Genomic DNA, 19,398 nt, shown 5'->3' with positions numbered 1-19,398 from the left:
AGGCTTAGGATTATTTAATCTCCTAAAAAAGCCTCCAAATCAGTAAGTTCTTGTAAGATTAAATCCTCACTAATCTCCTGCTGAACTTCAGTGAAGTTAATCATCTTCTGGGCTGTTTTTTGAACTTTTTCACCGAAAATACGGTCAAACAGATAATCAACTAAGCGTCTAATATTAGGAAAGTCAAAGACTAAAGAAGTGGGTAAGAGAACTTCTAATCCTTTCTCTAAACGATTTTTCAATTCAATAGAGGATAAGGAATCAATACCCATTTCTATCAATCCTTGTTCTGAATCTGGCATAGATTTAATCCCTAAAATAATTCTGACTTGTTTGCTAACATATTCTAACAAATATTCCCGACGTTCTCCTAAAGGAATATCCTCTAAAAGATCCAGTACAGAGTCTGATTCTTGAACAGACTTAATGGGAATTTCTGAGAGTCCTAAATTTTTTAGGAGTGGTTTCTCGCCTTTAAATTGATAGATATTTTTGAAACGAACCCAATCCACATCAGCGATTAAAACTTGTGTTTGATTAGAAGCCATAATAGCATCCATCACCCTCAAGGCCATATCTGGAGCAATTTCCCTGATACCAATCTGTTTGAGCCAGTCCTCATAGTCTTGAGAAACTATACCATTACCCGCCAATAACGCCCAATTTAAAGCCGTTGCAGGAAGCCCTTGAAGATGACGGAAATGAGCCAAAGCATCCAGCCAATGACTAACAGTATCATATAAGCCTTGTTCCTTTGCCCCCCAAATAGCACCCGCGGAAGAAAACAGCACAAAATAGTCTAATTGAGTACCCAAAGATAGTTGATGTAAATTCCAAGAACCCTTAACTTTTGCCTGAAAAACTGCTTCGAGATCCTGCAAAGTACAGTCTTTTAATTGAGCTTGTCGGCCTGAGATTCCGGCAAGATGGAAAATGCCACGCAAGGGATAAGCGGTTTTTTCAATCTGGGTAAATATGGCCTGCATAGCCTCAAAATTGCCAACGTCTGCCGAAATCACTTCGATTGATGCTCCTTTTTCCTCTAATTTTCTGATTTTTTCTGATATTTGAGCTAATTCGGCTGCTGAATCCCACAGGAAGCGGGCTGGTAATGAGCGGCGTGTCGTTAAAATGAGATGTTTTGCTCCTAAATTGACTAAATGTTCCGCCAATTCTAAGCCTAGATGTCCTATTCCTCCCGTAATTAGGTAGGTAGCCTCAGGTTGAATCTTAACGGTTTTTGTCTCTAGAGACTTCAGAGGAAGCAGACGAGCAACATAGCCTTGACCTTTGCGGAAGACCAAATGATCCTCATCGTGAGCATGAGTTAATCCTAATAGTAATGCGGTAATATTTTGATTAATATCAAGGTCGGGATCAAGATCCAGCATACCTCCCCATAATTGCGGATTTTCTAGGGCAATAACACGCCCCATTGCCCAAAGAGGAGACTGAAACCCTAAAGAAGGCTGTTCTAATTCAAAGGGTTGGGCCCCCTGAGTGACAAGGAATAATTGAGGGGGATTAGGGATTGTTTGAATAGCTTTGAGAAGATTTAAAAGATAGTTACAGCGATTTAATAAAATGGATTCTGGTTGATCTTTGGCATCACTATTCAAAAGATAAATAATTCGATCTGGAGATGGATTTGACGCAAACCATTCCTCTAATTGTTGTAGTTGATTAGCATTCAAACAAGACTCAGAAGATGATATTTGTGTATTTTTCTCCCCTTGATAAATTATCCGACAGGAATCACACTTTTTGAGTAGTTGCTCTTGAATCGCTAAGGGAAAAGTATTTTGTTGGGGGTCAACATCAGTAAAAATTAGCCAGTTTTTAGCGAGGTTAGGGGAGATTTCGGAACTTTGAGCCAGAATAATACTTTGCTGAAATAAAACACTACCTATTTTTTGATCAGGAGAAACAAATTCTACCTGAGAAAACCCCGATTTAAGCAGAATAGATTCCCAAGTCGATGCTGTAATTATAGGATGATTTGGGCGCAAATGATAATCGCTAAAACGCCACCAACCTTGGGTCAGACCAAAGATTAAATCAATCCAGGAAGATTGCTGAGTTAATTCTAACAGTAATAAATGACCGCCTGGACGTAGTAAACTTTGAATATGAGGCAAGGTTTCCTCTTGTAAATTGGCGGTAGAGTGTAAGACATTAGCTGCGATAATCAAGTCATAAGAATGACAGCAAAACCCTTGGGATTTCGGACTTTTTTCAATATCGAGGACTTTGTATTCTAGTCCAGAAAATTCAGCCAAATTATCTCTAGCTTTCTCTAGAAAGAAGGGGGAAACATCAGTGAATGTGTAGGTAATTTGACGAGACTTACAAGCTTTAAGAACCTGTTGGGTTGTAGCTCCAGTTCCCGCGCCAATTTCGAGAATGCGGAGGGAAGCTGAGGGAGCATAACTTGAGAGTAGAAGTTCAACGGTTTTAGAGATACCCAGATTGAGAATTTTTGCCGAAGATGTATTTTTATAAAACTCGCTGGCTCCTCCTTGTCCATCTTGAGAAAATAGGATAGATAAAGGGGATATTTTTCCCGTAATAATGGCTGCTAAATTTGTGGCAACTTGTCGAAATAGATTGAGTTCTATTTGAGCATTAGGATAATGATTGATTAAATCCTCTACCGCTAAATCAGGATTAGAGTGTTCGGGTTCTTTAACAATTTTCCATAGGGTATTTTGCTTTTCTAAAATGCCGACTTTCGCTAATATTTCTAGAACATGATTCCAGAAAGATTTATATTCTTGTTTGAGTTCAGCTTGAATAAAACTTTGATCGGGATCAAGAAAGGTATTCATTTGAAAGAGTTCTAAATCTTTCAGAGCTTTAACTACAAAGTCAGCTGCCAGTTTTTCCATTTCGGAAAAAGCGAGAGAAACTCCCATCAATTCTGAGGAGTGTAATTGGGGTTCTAAGTAAACCTCTAAATCCGTTTTAAGGGGGGTCAAATTTTGTAGCTTACCGTTGGCTAAATCCCAGGGAAGCCAAGCTACTTGATAAAGTAATTTGGCAAAATTAAAGTCCTCTTTTTCTTGATAATACAGTTTAATCAACTGTTGAACAATGGCGGATATTGTTGGTTTTTCATCTTCAGAATAATGACCTGTTTCTAAGAGGGTTTGCATTAAAGTAGTTTTGTCCTTTTCAGATAACATTTTGACCAGATTAGATTCCCGTGGAACAGTTGCAGATGGGGTTTTTAAAGAAATCCAGTGTTGACGTTTTTGAAAGGGATAAGTAGGTAAAGCACATCGTCTAGGATGATAGTCTTGATCAAAACTAAACCAGTCTATCTTTGCACCGCGAACATAAAGTTTGCCCAGACTTTCTAATAAAACTTGCCAATCAGAAAATCCTGAGCGTAAACTGGGTAGAGTTAGAGGTTCAGATGAAGATAGGGATGATTGAACAATTCCTGAGAGAATAGGTTGAGGTCCAATTTCAATAAAGGTATCACATCCGAGAGATTGTAGGAGTAAAGCCCCTTGATGAAATTGTACCGTATTTAGTAAATGTTGAAGCCAATACTCAGGAGTCATAATGCTGTCATCAGCAATTTCTCCTGTTAGGTTAGAGACCAGAGAAATTTGAGGTTGACTGAAAGAAGTCTCTTGAAGAATCGTTTTAAATTCTGCAACCATTGGCTCTACTAAAGGGGAGTGAAAAGCATGGGAAACTTTGAGTTGACGAACTTTCACCCCGGCATTATTGAAATGGTTACAGAGTTCTTGAATTACGCTTTTTTCTCCAGAAATAACGGTATGTTGTTCCGCATTAATGGCAGCAATAGCGATTTTTATGCCTTGGCTTTGGCACTGCTCAATAACTGAGTTCTTATCGAGAAAAATAGCGGCCATTTCTCCTTGATTTTGGGGTAACTGCCCCATCAAATTGCCTCGATGGGTGACCAGTTTTAAGCCACTTTCAAGATCAAAAACGCCAGCAAAACAAGCAGCAGAATATTCTCCTAAACTATGCCCTAAAATGGCGGCCGGTTGAATTCCCCAAGAATGCCATAATTGAGCGAGAGCAACTTCAATCAGAAATAGTGCCGGTTGGGTATAAGCGGTTTGGTTTAAGGGGTCATCTGTATCAGCAAATACGACGTTTAGCAGGGATTTACCCGTTAGTTTTTGATAGTAGTTTTCCCCTGCGTCTAAAGTTTTTCTAAAGGTGGGTTGAGTCTGATAGAGTTGATGAGCCATCCCTGCATATTGAGAACCTTGTCCTGTAAATAAAAAGGCAATTTTAGGCGGTCTTTTTTCATCAACTATACCATGAATAGTTGACTGATAATCTAGTTGCTTGAACTGACGTAATTGTTCAATAAAATCACTGTTTTTATAGCCAGTTAATGCTAAACGATTCGAGAAATGAACTCGGCCTGTATTGGCCGTAAATACTACATCAGACATATCCTTTTCAGGTTGACTTTCTAAAAAGTCTATGTAGCGACTTACTAAATCTGTTAAAGCCGGTTCGGTTCGAGCGGAAAGGGTGAGCAAATGATAGGGACGTTTGCTCTGATTGTCTTGAGGAATAATGGGAGGAGCTTCTTCTAGAATAACATGAGCATTAACCCCGCCAATACCTAAAGAGTTTACCCCTGCCCGTCGGGGTAATTTTTCGTCCTTGTCTTGCTTAGTAGTCCAAGAAATAGCTTCATTATTAATATAAAAAGGAGTCTGAGAAAAATTAATTTGAGGGTTAGGATTTTGGAAATGTAATGTAGGTGGAATAACTCTATATTTGAGGGCTAAAGTCGCTTTAATTAAACCAGCAATACCAGAAGCAATCTGCATATGTCCGATATTAGTTTTTACTGAACCTAAAGCACATTCTCCCTCATTTGCACCCTGATAAACTTTACCTAAAGCATCAACTTCAATGGGATCTCCAAGGGGGGTTCCTGTGCCATGAGCTTCCACAAAACTAATTGTATTAGCATCAACACCGGCAAAGGCTAGGGCTTCCGTAGCGGCAGCAATTTGACCCTCTCCACCAGGCGCAGTAAATCCTAATTTTTGGCCACCATCATTATTAATAGCAGAGCCTTTAATAACTGCATAAATATGGTCATGATCGGCTAAAGCATCTGACAATCTTTTGAGCAGAATTACTCCTACTCCACTGCCAAAAATAGTCCCTTTTGCTTCAGCATCAAAGGCGCGACAATGACCATCAGGAGACATGATCAGTCCTTCTTGATATAAGTAACCAATTTTTTGAGGAGAATTAATTGAAGCAGCTCCAGCTAGAGCCATGTCACTTTCTCCACTAATTAGACTCTGACAAGCGAGATGAACTACAACTAATCCAGTAGAGCAAGCAGTTTGAACATTAACGCTTGGGCCCTGTAAGTTTAGTTTATAAGAAATTCGCGTTGTTAAATAGTCTTTGTCATTAGCTACCATTGTTTGAAACCCTCCCGTTGAATCTAGTGTGAAGGGTTGTAACTCGTCATTACTATCTAATTGACCCCGATTAGGATAACAATTATTTATCAAATAGGTGTTCATACTTGCGCCAGCAAATATACCAATTGCTCCTTGATAAGTACTAGGATTATAACCAGCGTTTTCTAAACATTCCCAACTACATTCAAGAAGTAAACGTTGCTGAGGGTCTAGTAATTCTGCCTCTCTATCTGTATAGCCAAAAAATTCGCTGTCAAAGTATTCAACTTGATCGAGAATTGGTCTAGCTCTAACATAATTAGGCTGATTAAAGAGTTCTTGAGACACTCCCGACTCTTGTAATTCTTCTTCCGAAAAGAAAGAGATAGTTTCGATTCCATTTTTTAAATTTTCCCAGAAGGTTGTTAAATTTTTAGCCCCAGGGAATTGCCCCGCCATACCAATAATTGCAATGTCATGGGTTTCATTATGGCGACGGGTCCGATTTTCGGCACGTTGACGGCTTTTTTGTGCTATAACTTGAGTGGTATTTGATTCTTCGCTTAAGAAACGGGCTAGGGTGGCAACGGTAGGATTTTTAAACATTTCAGCAAGGGATAGCTGACGGTTAAAAAGTTTTTCAAGTTCATTTTGAACTCGGATTAAGTGTATAGAATGTCCCCCTAGTTCAAAGAAGTTATCCTCTAAACCAACTGAGGTTAACTGTAAAACTTCACTCCAAACTGCTGCTATTTGACGTTCATTTTCTGATTGAGGTAAGGTTTGATTTTTCTGGCGCTCTTTTGCTAAATATTGATCTATTTCTTGGATAAGGCTGGTAAATAATCCCTGTTCAAAATCCTTTTTTAATTTAGATTTTTGAACCTTGCCAATAGAGGTTTTAGGAACTAAATTCCTTTCTAAGGGAATGACATAAGCTGGAGCAATCCCGAATTTTTGGGTCAAATGACTGCGAATTTTTCTAACAACTTTTATCCAGTGTTCAAATTGATCAGATTCTGGGCTAAAAGTAATAATTAATAAGTCAGTTTCTCGACTTTGATCAAAGACGGCAAAGGCGGCTGTATAAGATACATTAACCCCTTCTAATTCTTCGATTGTTGTTTCAAGTTCATGGGCAAAGTAATTAACACCATTAATTATAATTTCTTGTTTTTCTCGCCCAGTAATAAAGAGTTCCCCATTAAATAAATACCCCAAATCTCCCGTAGTAAACCACCCTTCTTGAAAAACTTCCAGGTTGAGTTCAGTATTATTGTAATATCCTTTAGTAACAGAATTACCTTGAATTTGAAGCTTTCCAATTTCTCTTTCAGGTAAAGGATTATTTTCCTGATCGACTATCCGGATAGTTGCTCCAGGAATCGGCTTTCCTAGAGAGACAAAACTATTTTCTTCGGTGAGTTCATTTTTACTTAAACCGGCTGACCAAGTAATCCCAGAACAGGATTCAGTCATGCCAAAAGCTGGTTTAATCGCTCTCTCCCGTAGTTGATGTTTTTCAAGAATTTCTAAGAATAGGCGAATCGTTTTTACTGAAACTTGCTCGCCAGCATTCACTAAAAATTTCATTGAGGAGAGGTTATAAGAGGCGTGCTTAAGTTCTTCGGCCTGTTGATTAATTAAGGAAAATGCAAAGTTAGGGGACCAAGAAATGCTTACTTGATGCTTTTGAATGAGGTCTAACCATTGGAGAGGTTGGCGTAGGACTAATTCCATCGGAACATGAATTTGATGACAAGCCAAATCTACCGCCATAATTCCTAAAAATACGATAGCTCCTACATGATCTAAGGGCATCCAATTAAGGGTAACTTCTTGTTGGGTAAAGTGGTTCATTGCCACTGTACCAGCAGTCATGGACAGAATATTATGATGAGTTAATATTACTCCCTTGGGCATACCCGTACTACCCGAAGTAAAAAGTAATAAGGCCGTATCTTGTGGATCAATAATCGGTAATTGATGGACTTTAGAGGGGGCTTTTCTGAGTTCATTAACCGAGATAACTTGCCACCCTTCTAGATGAGAGTAAGTTCCTAATTTTTCAATTTCAGTAATTAGTTCACTGTCGGATAATATCAAAGGATTGTCTAAAATTTTCCAAACATTCTCTAGTTTTTTGACGGCAGAATTTTCCAGATCATAGCTAGGAGCAACGGTCAAAGGAACTGGAATAATTCCCCCTAAAAAACAAGCCCAGAGTGCGGGAATAAAGTCTTGATTTTTGGCAATTTGTAGAATGACTTTATGCCCTAATTTTATTCCTTTGTGTTCCAGTCCATTTAAAATAACCAGAGCATCTTGATATAAGTCTTGATAACTCTGAAAATATTCAGTTGCGTCATTTTTAATATAAGTAATTCCATGATTATTATGTTTAGTGGCACTTTCTAAGACTTCTGACAGAGTCCGCCAATTATCTTCCAATTGTCCTCCAAAACTGATTGAATGCTTAGACATTTTTTTTCCACCTCTTTATCAAAAATAGAACCAATCTCGAAAACCCTATGAATCAGTATATCGCTACGCGCAAGTTAAAAGTCAGAAGTGGCCAATTCAAGTTTGAATTGTACCTCCTAGGGGTGCGATGGTCAAGGGCTTTTTGGGTTTGAAGGTTGATGGCAGTCGGTCACTAGATCTACCTGAGCTTGTTTGATGATTAACTGAGAAAAGTTTTGAGCGATGGTACTTAAAGGATCGATCGCTTTAATGGAGTCAATTCCTTTGAGTTTGAGAGATTTTGTTAAGAGATGAAATTCGGTACACCCAGAAATATAGGAGCGCGTGTTATATTTCTCTAATAATGCTTCTATATCCCTAAGAATACTTAACGGATCGTGTCCTCTTTTTAGCACTTTATAGATCATTTCATGAATCAACTTTTGATCACTTTCTGAGAGAGAAATAATCAGATCTGCGGTGGTGCAGCCTTCATGAAATAATTTTTTCTGGTAAGTCCCTGTACTAGCAAGTAAAAGGGTAGGTTCATTATATTCTTGGAGTTCTTGATCCGCTATTTTAATTAAGGAAATAAGTTTATCCGTCAGATTTTCGGGAATCTGAGGTAGAGCATAATGAGCCGTACAACAGCCAATGACTATGCAATCAGCCAGTTTATTGAGATGTTCCAAATTGACTTGGATAAAATCAATAAATTCTCTTTCTTTTCCACTATCAATAGAACCTGTGCGATCAGGTGCAGAGGGAAGAGAAAAAACGATGACATTAGGGGCTTCTTGTTCCTTATCAATAAAAGGGTTATATTCATAAATCGACTTAAGAAATTCGGCGGTTACCACTGGTCCCATACCCCCTAAAATGCCAAGAATCGGTAGTTTTGTCTTCATTCAAATCTCCTGCTCGTATAATTGCTGTTGACTAAAAATTAAAGTCTTCTGCGAACAGATCCTGCTCCTCTTGAATCAGATTTTCTGAGGAAGCTAAGGATAAGTTTATCAAAGGTTCATGGGCAAATTTTAAAACTTGCTCTAGCCAATTTTTTAACAAATCTATGATCAATAAAATTCGCTCATGGATAAATATATCTGTGTTGTAGATTAGCTTGAGATAAAGTTCTTCTTCCTCAACAAAGATAAATTCTAAATCAAATTTAGCGGTAATCATTTTTGGGTCAATGGAGTTAACTGTAATTCCGTTCAAGGCGAGATCTACATTTTGATTATTTTGCAGGACAATTGCAACATCAAAGAGAGCATTCCGGCTAGGATCTCGTTGTAAATTTAAATCAGATACGATCTGATCAAAGGGATAGTCTTGATTATCATAAGCCTCTAAAGTGGTTGTTTTTACTTTGCTAAGGACATCCGTAAAACTGTCGTGATCTGCTATCTGATCCCGCAGGACTAGAGTGTTAACATAAAATCCGATTTGATCTTCTAAATCAGGATGATTTCTGCCGGCGATAGCAGAGCCTATTGTAATTTCATTTTGCTCAGTATAACGGAATAGAAAACTCTTAACCAAACTAACTAAACCCATAAATAAACTGGCTTCTTGTGCTTTAATTAACTTCTCAAAAGTATCGATCAATTCGGGTTCAGGTTGCCATGTAATTGTATTTCCTTGAAAACTTTTAACAGGTGGGCGCGGATAATCAACAGGTAAGTTAAGACGCACAGGGACAGGAGTTAATTTAGCTAACCAGTAATCCCGTTGACCTTGAAGTTTCGAGGTTTCTAATTGACTTTCTTGCCAAGAAGTATAGTCTTTATAATGAATTCTGAGAGGGGGCATTAATTGGTAATTTTCTTGTCCATAGGCGTGATAATGGGTGAGGAAATCTTTAATTAAAACCCCTGCTGACCAACCATCAGAAATGATATGGTGCATATTAAACAAGACGATGTAATTCTCTTGGCTTAGTTTAAGTAAGTTAACTTTAAGTAACGGTCCGACTTCTAAATCAAAAGTCGTTTTGGCATTATGGGCAATCGCTTCTTCGATCAAGTTTTCTTGTTCTGTCCTAACATAAGCTGTCAGGTCTATTTGTTTAATGACAAAGTTCATTTGATTATGGACAACTTGACGGGGTTGATTATTGATTAAAGTAAAGGTTGTCCGCAAAATTTCATGGCGTTGAATTAACTGTTGAAAGGCATTTTCAAAAGCATCAATATTAAGATTGCCCTTGAATTGATAAGCACTGGGCATTCCGTAAGCATTATGATTGTGATCTAGAAATTCTAAAGCCCAAAGACGACGCTGACCATGAGACATCGGATAGGATTTTTGGGGGGGAATTGCCGCAATGGGTTCTTGATAATTGTATTGAGTCTGGGAGATTAAAGTCGCCAATCCAGCAATGGTTGGAACTTTAAAGAAGTCAGCCAATTTTACGGATACATTTAGTTCTTTATGAACCCGGGTTACAACCCTTGATAAGAGTAGAGAATGACCGCCAATTTCAAAGAAGTTATCAAAAATACCGATAGGATATTTAGAGAGAATTTTTTCCCAGATGCTAACGAGATTGGATTCTAAATAATTCCGGGGTGCAACATAATTAGAATTAACCAGAGATTTACCGGTTTCTCTGAGTTCTCTCAGGGAGTGCAGGTCAAGTTTCCCATGTCGAGTTAAGGGGAATTGCTTTAAAAAAATAAAGTAACTCGGAATCATATAAACTGGTAAAAATTTGGCAAGAAATTCTCGAATCTCAGCAATTTCCAGAATTTTTTCTGTTTGACAGTAAGCAGATAATTGAGTTTGATTATTCACTTGAACGGGTAAAACAATCGCTCTTTCAATGGGAGCATAACGAGTCAATTGATATTCAATTTCTCCGGGATCAATTCGATAACCATTGACCTTAACTTGATTATCTTTTCGTCCTATAAACTCAATGATACCGGGAGCAGTTTGCTTGCCTAAATCGCCGGTTCTAAAGAGAGTTTTTGTCTCATCAAGAAAGCTAGGTTTAAATTTTTCTTGAGTCATTTCGGGTTGGTTATGATAACCCGATGCTAGGGCGGCACCTTCTACACAAATTTCGCCGATTACATGGAGGGGAACGGGATTATTAAATTCATCAAGAACCCCTAAGCGATTGTTATGGAAAACTTGACCGAGGGGGATTTCGCTGTCTAAGTTTTCCGTGATTTCATACTGGGATACTCCTACACAAGTTTCTGTAGATCCGTAGACATTGCTAACAATTTCTGCTGGAAAACGTTTCCGTAAAGCTAAGGCAGTTTCCCGATCTAATTTTTCCCCTCCTACCGAGATATATTTTAAGCTGGAAATAGTTTCTTCTGGTTCAAGTAGCCCGAAGATTTCTCGATAGATAGATGGGGTGGTGTGTAGGGCATTAATTTGATTTTCCTGTAAGAAAGAAACCAAATGTCCTATATATTTTATTTCGTACATATATAGGGATGCACCTATGGTTAAGGGGAGAAAAATATTACGAATAGATGGATCATGAGTAACAGCAGCTGTGAAAATATAGCGCCATTCAGGATGTTTATCTAAATCAAAGGTAAGTCGTAAGCTTTGAATAACATTCAAAATTGAGATATGACGGCCCATGACTCCTTTAGGATTACCAGTTGAGCCTGAAGTGTAGAAAATATAGGCGGTTTGGTTAGAGTTGCGGAATATTTTAGGCTCATTTTTGTCATATTTTTCAACAATAGGATCGATTTTATCTAAGCAAATTTTCTCTATTTTTTCAGGTAACTTAGAGATAAAATTACTCTCCGTTAGGCAAACATGACAGCCACTATCTTTTAAAATAAACTCAATGCGACTGTTAGGATATTGAGAGTCTATAGGAACGTAAGTCGCTCCAGTTTTAAAGGTAGCCAGAATCCCGATGATTAAGTTGTGATCACGCTGGAGCATCACCCCAATCACTTTTCCTACACCTAGCTGATATTCCTGCTGTAAATAATGAGTAAGACGATTGACTTTTTCATTTAATTCTTGATAGCTAAGGCTAATTTTTCCCGCAATTAAGGCGGGAGCATTAGGGGTTAATTTAACTTGAGCTACAAAGTCATCAATGATGGTGGATTTTTCAGGGAGTTTGCGAGTTTTTCCCGTTAATTGTCTGAGTAACTGCTCTTGTTGGACTGAGGTTAATAAAGGTAACTGATAAAGAAGATTATTAGCATCGTCAATGATTCCCCTCAGCAAAATTTCAAAGCTTTCAATAAATTGTTTAATTGTCTCTTTTTTAAAGAGTTCTGTATTGTAATTGCAGTAAATAATGAGGTTATCATTAAGTTCAATTAAGTTAAATCCTAGATCAAAAGGGGTGTAACCAATCGGTTCCGGTGGCAAGGATACTTTTAAGTCTTTAAACTCAGGCAGAGTTAAACTAGGATCCATGTTAAAAGATACCGAAATGAGAGGGGAACGAGAAAAATCTCTAGGTAATTGTAAAGCTGCTAATAAATCCTCTAAAGTATAACTCTGATGGCGAAAAGCGTCTATCAGGGTTTGTTTAGTATGTTGTAAATGTTCAATAAAAGAGGTGGTAGCATCGACTTGTATCCGCAGGGGTAAAAATTGAGAACAAAAGCCTACTAAGTTGTCACTGCCTTCTATTTGTCGCCCAGAAATAGGAATACCAATGACTAAATCTTTATGGCCAGAAATTCGACGCAAAAAAGCAGTATAAGCGGCGAACATCGTCATAAATAATGTAGCTTTATTTTTGCGTCCTACTTTCTGCAAATTTTGCCCAACTTCAGAAGGAATGACTTGACTTTCTTGTCCACCAGTGTAGGTTTTAACGGCGGGACGGGGAAAGTCGGTGGGAAGCTCAAAGGTTGGCAGATCTTCCTGATAGGTTTTCAACCAAAAATCCCGATGCTCTAACATTTGTGGACTTTGCGTCTCTTGCGCTCGCAAAGTTAAATATTGCCGAAACTGCATCGGTGGTTTGAGAACCTCTTTAGTTGTGTTATTTGAGGATGAATAAAATTGACCAATTTCCTGCAAAATTAATCCTAGTGACCAACCATCTGCCACAATATGATGAGTTTTTAAAGATAGCAGATAATGGCCAGGTTTTAAGCGCATTAAAATCACAGCAAATAAGGGGGCAATCGACAAGTCAAAGGGTTTTTGGGAAAACTGAGATCGTAACGCTAAGGCCGTCGCTTCGGGATTATCTTCATCCTTCAAATCAATTAGTTTTAATTTAATGTTAACTTCATTGACAACTTCCTGTAATTCTCCTTGTTCTATAATTTGGGTTCGCAAAGCTTCATGGCGATTAATAACTTGATTAATCGTTTTTTCTAAAATGTAAACATCTAAAGAACCTCGTAATTCTAGGGATGTTGTGACGTTATAGGATGCTGAAGCATTACGGTCTAATTCAGCTAATAACCAAAGCTGACGTTGAGCTTCACTGGTGGGAAAGGATTGATTTAAAGATGGTAAATGTCCCCTACCATCTTCATCTTCAGAGAGCGGCTTTTTTTCTTCTTTCTTGACTTGGGGGCGTTTAGCATTAGCAAAAAAACCGGCTTGCTGCAATTCCGTAATCGCTTCTTTGACAGCTACTATAACTTTGTCTATATCTTCATTAGTATGGCAGGTGGAGAGAAAACAAACTCGTTTTTCCCATGTGTAGATCCCTTTGAGATTTAATAGATAATAAAAGAGGGGTAATTCGATGGGTTGTAAGAAGATACTATAAGCTCCAAAAGGTTCAAAGCGGAATAAAGAGCCAAAATTAACAACCCGAATCGGAATGCCTATTTCTTGAAAAAACTGATTGACTTCGGTGGCTAATCGATGAGTTAATTGATTCACTTTTTCTTGAATCGTTGTACTGTTTTCCCGAAGATGTAACAGCACAGCACGACAAGCAGCAAGGGCTAAAGGATGACGACAAAAAGTTCCCCCAAAAGCGGTTAACTCGGTTTGGGGATGAGAGTCATCTCCGTACTGCCAGAAACCGCCGTCAACGGTATCTAAGAAATCTGCTTTACCGCAGATCATACTAATTGGTAAACCTCCTCCAATGGCCTTACCATAAATGACTATATCGGCTTCAACATTGAACCATTCTTGCGCTCCTCCCGGAGCAATCCGAAAGCCGGTAATAATTTCATCAAAAATGAGGGTGATTCCTTTTTTGTGGGTTATTTGTCGTAGTTTTTGCAGAAATTCTTGAGGCTGTAAATCGGGTTTGCGACTTTGAACTGGTTCGACTAATACGGCGGCTAAATCATCAGCATGAGTAGCAATAATATCGAGGCTTTCTTCAACTCCATAACTCAAGACTATTACGTCTTCAACCATTCCTAAAGGGGTGCCTAGACTTAAAGGTTGAGCAGTGGTTTTATCTTCTCCTACTCGTGCTAAGATGCCGTCAAAAGTTCCATGATAGGAGCCGGCAAACATAACGATTTTTTGACGTTTTGTACGGGAGCGAGCAATGCGAACAGCCGCCATAATCGCCTCGGTTCCCGTATTACTAAAAGCGACTCTTTCGACTCGGCCCATTTCACTAATTAAAGCGGCGGTTTCGGCGGCCAGATTTGACTGCATTCCTAAACCTATTCCTCGATTTATTTGTTCTTGAACCGCTTCAATGACAAAATCAGGACTATGCCCAAAAAAGTTAACCCCAAACCCCATGGCTAAGTCAATGTAATTATTGCCATCAATGTCCTTAAAATAAGCCCCTTGAGCGGATTCTGAAACAATGGGATATTGAAATTCTTTTAAGGCCATGCGGAAGTCAATGGTCGGTTTAACATCTACCATTGTCTTACGGCTATTTTGTGAATAGGCTTTTGATTTGGCGGTTTTCTGGTTATAAATACCCTGTAAATTTTGAATAAAGGCTTGTTGTTGTTCGGTTAAGGATTTGTTCTCAGTGAGCTTTAAGGCTAAGGGGTTTAAATTGGGAGAACTAGGTTTCTCAGGAGATTTGGGCTTCTCTTGAGAAACCGGCGGGTAAGTTTCTATTTTAGAGCTTTGGGCAGGAATGATTTGAGTCTGATTCGTTAATATTTCGGGGGCTATACTGGGGGAGACGGGGGCAGTTTGAAGAACTTCTAATTGCTTGATAATGGTTTTTTCATGGAGGTCTTTTAGGTCTTTTAAAGATTGTAATTGAGCCATCATTAAGGCTTCTTTACCAGAGCTTTCACCAGAGACAGTGAGCTTAGGCATTGCAGGAATTGAGAGGGTTTCATCTGGCACACAAGCAAGAATTAATTCTTGTCCATTGTTAATGGGAATATTGTTTTGTTTAGAGAAACTATTCGCCGTAGCAAACCCACAACTTTTTAAAACGGAACACCAATTTTCACCCCTTAATAAGGGAGTATCTGAGCGTAATTGTTGATCCTGAAAGCGCCACCATCCGGGGGTTAATCCAAAGGTTAAATTCAGCCATGAGTTATTTTCTACGGTTTCGAGGAGAACTAAGTAACCGCCGGGGCGCAGAAGTTCCCGAATATGGGTTAGAGTTTCTGTAATATTTCGGGTTGCATGAAGGACGTTAGCGGCCACAACAATATGATAAGTATGGGCAGGTATCCCCTGAGAAATGGGGGACTTTTCAATGTCTAGTTGATGAAAGTTTAGGTTATATTTTTTCTGAAATTTTTGCCTAGCTTGATGCAGTAAGAAGGGAGAAACTTCGCTAAAAGAATAAGTGACATGATCGAGGTTTAAGTGGTTAAGAATTGCTTCTGAAGTGGCACCAGTTCCTCCTCCTATTTCGAGAATTCGATAGGGGCGATCACTATTAGAAAAGTTCTTTAAAATCTGGTTAATAGCTTGGGCAACTCGTTGATTCATCAATCGAGATACGGGAGAGTTGCCATAGATACTTTCTGCATGAGCAACGGAACCTTCTGGGAAAATTAATGTCAAGGGATCTGTATTTCCCTTAAGAACTTCTGCTAAATTTTCGCCGCAGCGTTGCAACATTTCTAATTCAGGTTTTGCAGACGGACAAATTTTTTCTAGCTTTTGTAGGGCTTGGGGTAGGGAAAAATACTCAGGCAAGTTTTTGACAGTCCAAACATTCCCTTGATTTTGAAGAATATTAGCTTGCTCTAAATCCTGCAAATAACGATTGAGCAAAATGTGATATTTGGGAGCAATAGGTAAGGTTTGTCTTAGGGTTTCTATTGTCCATTGTTCCCCCTGATTAAGTTTTTTCCCTAAGGACTCTAAAGCCTTGATGATATAGGCTGTAGCGATGGGTTGCAATTGATTAATGACTTGCAGATAATTGCTTAATTCTGTCTCGTCATCGATAACTTTAGTTGTTATTTCTGAAGTATTTTCTAAGGGTTTTTCTTTTACAAATTGGCAGAGGTATTCGGAGATATCAACAAGAGTTTGTAAATCGGTAAAGAGTTGATCTATTTTCACTTTGACTTGAAATTTTTCTTCAATTTTGCGAGAAAAGTCAGTCAAGATAATTGAGTCTGCTCCTAAGTTTAGTAATGTCTCATCCTCCGGCAGATCGTTCTCATCTTCTTTCAGAAGTAAAGCCAGAATTGATTTTAATTGATTACGGATTTCCTGTTGATGCTTTTGCATATTAAAAACTGTGGTTTCGGTAAGGTTAGAAGTTTGTGAGTCTAGGAATATTTTGTCAATGCTCTGATTTTCTGTTCGAGGATTAGGCTGAAATTGGAAAGGTTTTCTTTGAAAGGGATAGTTCGGCAATCTGACTTTTTTATAGCCATAATTCTGATTGAATTGTTCTGGGTTGAAAGGCAGGCCATTGAGGTAGAGTTGTCCCAAGGCTGAAAGAATTGTCTGCCAGTTATCTAAGCCACGATTGAGAGAACTTAACCAGATGACCTCATCTTTATAACGACGACCTTGTTCTGCCAGTATTGGTCTTGGTCCCACTTCTAAAAATAGGTTATATCCCTTGTTGAAAGCGGTTATCAAACTCGACAAAAATCTTACTGGTTCTCGGCATTGTTTGCTCCAATAAGTGGCATCTGGTGCATTTTCTAAAACCTCTCCATCAAGTCCTGAAAGTAAGAGAATTTGGGGTCGTTGATAAGAAATTTGACGAGCCTCTTTTTCAAATTCTTTTAAAATTGGCTCCATTAAAGGGGAATGAAAAGCCTGAGTAACGGGGAGATATTGAGCGGGAATTTTTTGCTTTTTGCAGGTGCTAATAACTTCCTCAAGGCTGGCACTTTCTCCAGCAATAACAATCTGTTGAGGGTGATTAATGGCAGCTATTGAAACCGTTTCATTATAATTTTTAATTAGGGAACTTACTGTCTCTTCATCAGCAAAAATTGAAGCCATTTTCCCGGAGGTTGTGGTTTGCATTAATTGCCCCCGTTTGACAATTAAGGCGAGTCCAGCTTCTAAGCTAAATACTCCTGCGATACAAGCTGCTACATATTCTCCCACACTATGGCCAATCAGTAAACTGGGGGTAATTCCCCAAGATTTCCATAGCATTGTTAGGGAATATTCTAGGGCGAATATAGCCGGTTGAGCGTAAGCGGTTTGATTGAGTAAATCGGTCTGTTCACCAAATAATATTTCAGTTAAAGGATGGTCTAAATACTTCGCTAATATTTCGGCACATTGATCAATATATTGACGAAATGTTGGCTGAGTTTGATAGAGTTGATGCCCCATGCCGGGATAACAAGCCCCTTGCCCTGTAAAAAGAAAAACAATTTTAGGGGATTTTTCTGATGTAAAACGTTGATAAAAAGTCAAATCATCAAGTGGGTTTTCTTCAGCAAAAGCGGCTAATCTTTGTTGTAATTCTGGACAAGTATCGCCAACAATGGCTAAACGTTCAGGTAAATCTATCCTTCCGACAGCTGCACTATAACAAATATCTCCAATTTCAGGATGAGATTCTAGGAGGGTATGAAAACGTTTAGCTAATTCTTTTAAAGCGGTTGTGTTGTGGGCTGAAAGAGTTAAGAGATGACTAGGAATTTGTTGTTGAATTTCTGAGATTTTGCTGACGGGTGCTTGTTGAACAATGACATGGGCATTTGTGCCAGAAAACCCGAAAGAACTTACCCCAGCTATGGGTACTTTATTGTTATTCGGCCAAGGTATATTTTGAGTAGGAATTTTAATAGGATGGTCTTCCCAATCAACCAGAGGATTAGGGCTTTGGAAATGAAGATGGGGAGGGATTTTACCCTGTTGAAGAATCAGAATTGTTTTAATTATTCCCGCCATGCCAGCAGCGGCTTCAAGGTGGCCGATATTGGTTTTCACTGAGGCGACATAAAGAGGGTCGGAGCGCTTTCCATAAACTGAGGCAATGGCATTCAATTCGATGGGATCTCCTAAAGAAGTACCTGTGCCATGAGCTTCTATGTAGCTGACATCTTCAGGGACTATTCTGGCATTAGCTAGAGCTTGACGGAGCAATTCTTGCTGGGCGGGTCCACTGGGTACGGTTAAACCTGCAGCAGCGCCATTATGATTCACTGCCGAACCTCGCAACAGGGCAAGAATTTGATCCCCGTTTTTCTGGGCTTCTGATAAAGTTTTTAAAATTAAAACCCCACAGCCTTCCCCTCGCACATATCCATTTGCAGAGGCATCAAAAGTCTTGCAACGCCCATCGGGGGACATCATTCCCGACTGAGAAAGAGTAATCGTAATTGCGGGTTCTAAAATGAGGTTTACCCCACCCACTAAAGCGAGTTCACATTCACGATTTCTCAGGCTACGAATCCCCTGATGGACGGCTACTAATGAGGAGGCACAGGCTGCATCAATCGAGAGACAAGGACCGTGAAGATTGAGAAAATAAGATAGCCTGCCAGCGGCTGCGCTTAGAGCATTGCCGGTGCCAAAAAAAGAGTCAATTTGATCATAGTTTGTGCCGTAAACCTTCAGGGCATGGTCAATGCTAGTAATCCCCACAAATACCCCTACCTTATTATCGGCTAAATTTTTCAGAGGTAAATTGGCATTTTCTAAGGCTTCCCAAGCAACTTCTAAGAGTAACCTTTGTTGAGGATCCATGGAGGCGGCTTCTCTTGCTGAGATCGAAAAGAAACGGGCATCAAATTCTGTGATATTCTCTTGAAGAAATCCCCCATAAGCGGTGTTCATTTTTCCTAAAGTTGGTTCTTGAGAATACAGTTTTGATATATCCCAACGGCTTTTAGGAACTTCTACTATTGCATCAAGTCCAGCTTGACAAAAACTCCAATACTTTTCTGGGGAATTAATACCTCCCGGAAAACGACAGGCCATTCCGACCACCGCAATGGATTCACTTTGTCTCGTCTCTAATTCATTGATACGAGCCTGCATTACCTCCATTTTACTTAAGGTCGTTGCCATTAATTTTTTGTAATCTATACTCTCAACCATGCCCCATTCTCTATAATTTCTAAGTTTATCCGCCGTTAAACATAAATTAAGATGCTGCTATCAGTGAATATAAACAAAAGTTTAACCCCACAGAGTTAAGCTTACTCATGTT

General features: G+C 39.0%; 3 protein-coding genes. All 3 read right to left on the bottom strand.

Translation table 11 applies throughout. From position 1 onward, the window contains the following. Nucleotides 1–14 precede the first annotated feature (14 nt). Nucleotides 15–7,910: a type I polyketide synthase gene (locus BGL89_RS02690; RefSeq protein WP_286824307.1), complete on the bottom strand. Its 7,896-nt coding sequence runs from the start codon at nt 7,908–7,910 to the stop codon at nt 15–17. Nucleotides 7,911–8,041: 131 nt separating this feature from the next. Next, nucleotides 8,042–8,797, bottom strand: a complete 756-nt coding sequence (locus tag BGL89_RS02685) for an aspartate/glutamate racemase family protein (protein WP_286824305.1) — start codon at nt 8,795–8,797, stop codon at nt 8,042–8,044. Nucleotides 8,798–8,828: 31 nt separating this feature from the next. Further along, a complete protein-coding gene (locus tag BGL89_RS02680) occupies nt 8,829–19,256 on the bottom strand; it encodes a non-ribosomal peptide synthetase/type I polyketide synthase (protein WP_286824304.1) in 10,428 nt (3,475 codons plus the stop codon). Between the last annotated feature and the right edge of the window lie 142 nt (nt 19,257–19,398).

This window comes from Microcystis sp. LSC13-02, assembly GCA_002282935.1.
Lineage (GTDB): Bacteria > Cyanobacteriota > Cyanobacteriia > Cyanobacteriales > Microcystaceae > Microcystis.
Note: the sequence above shows the minus strand (reverse complement) of the source record. Positions and strands in the feature narration are given on the sequence as shown.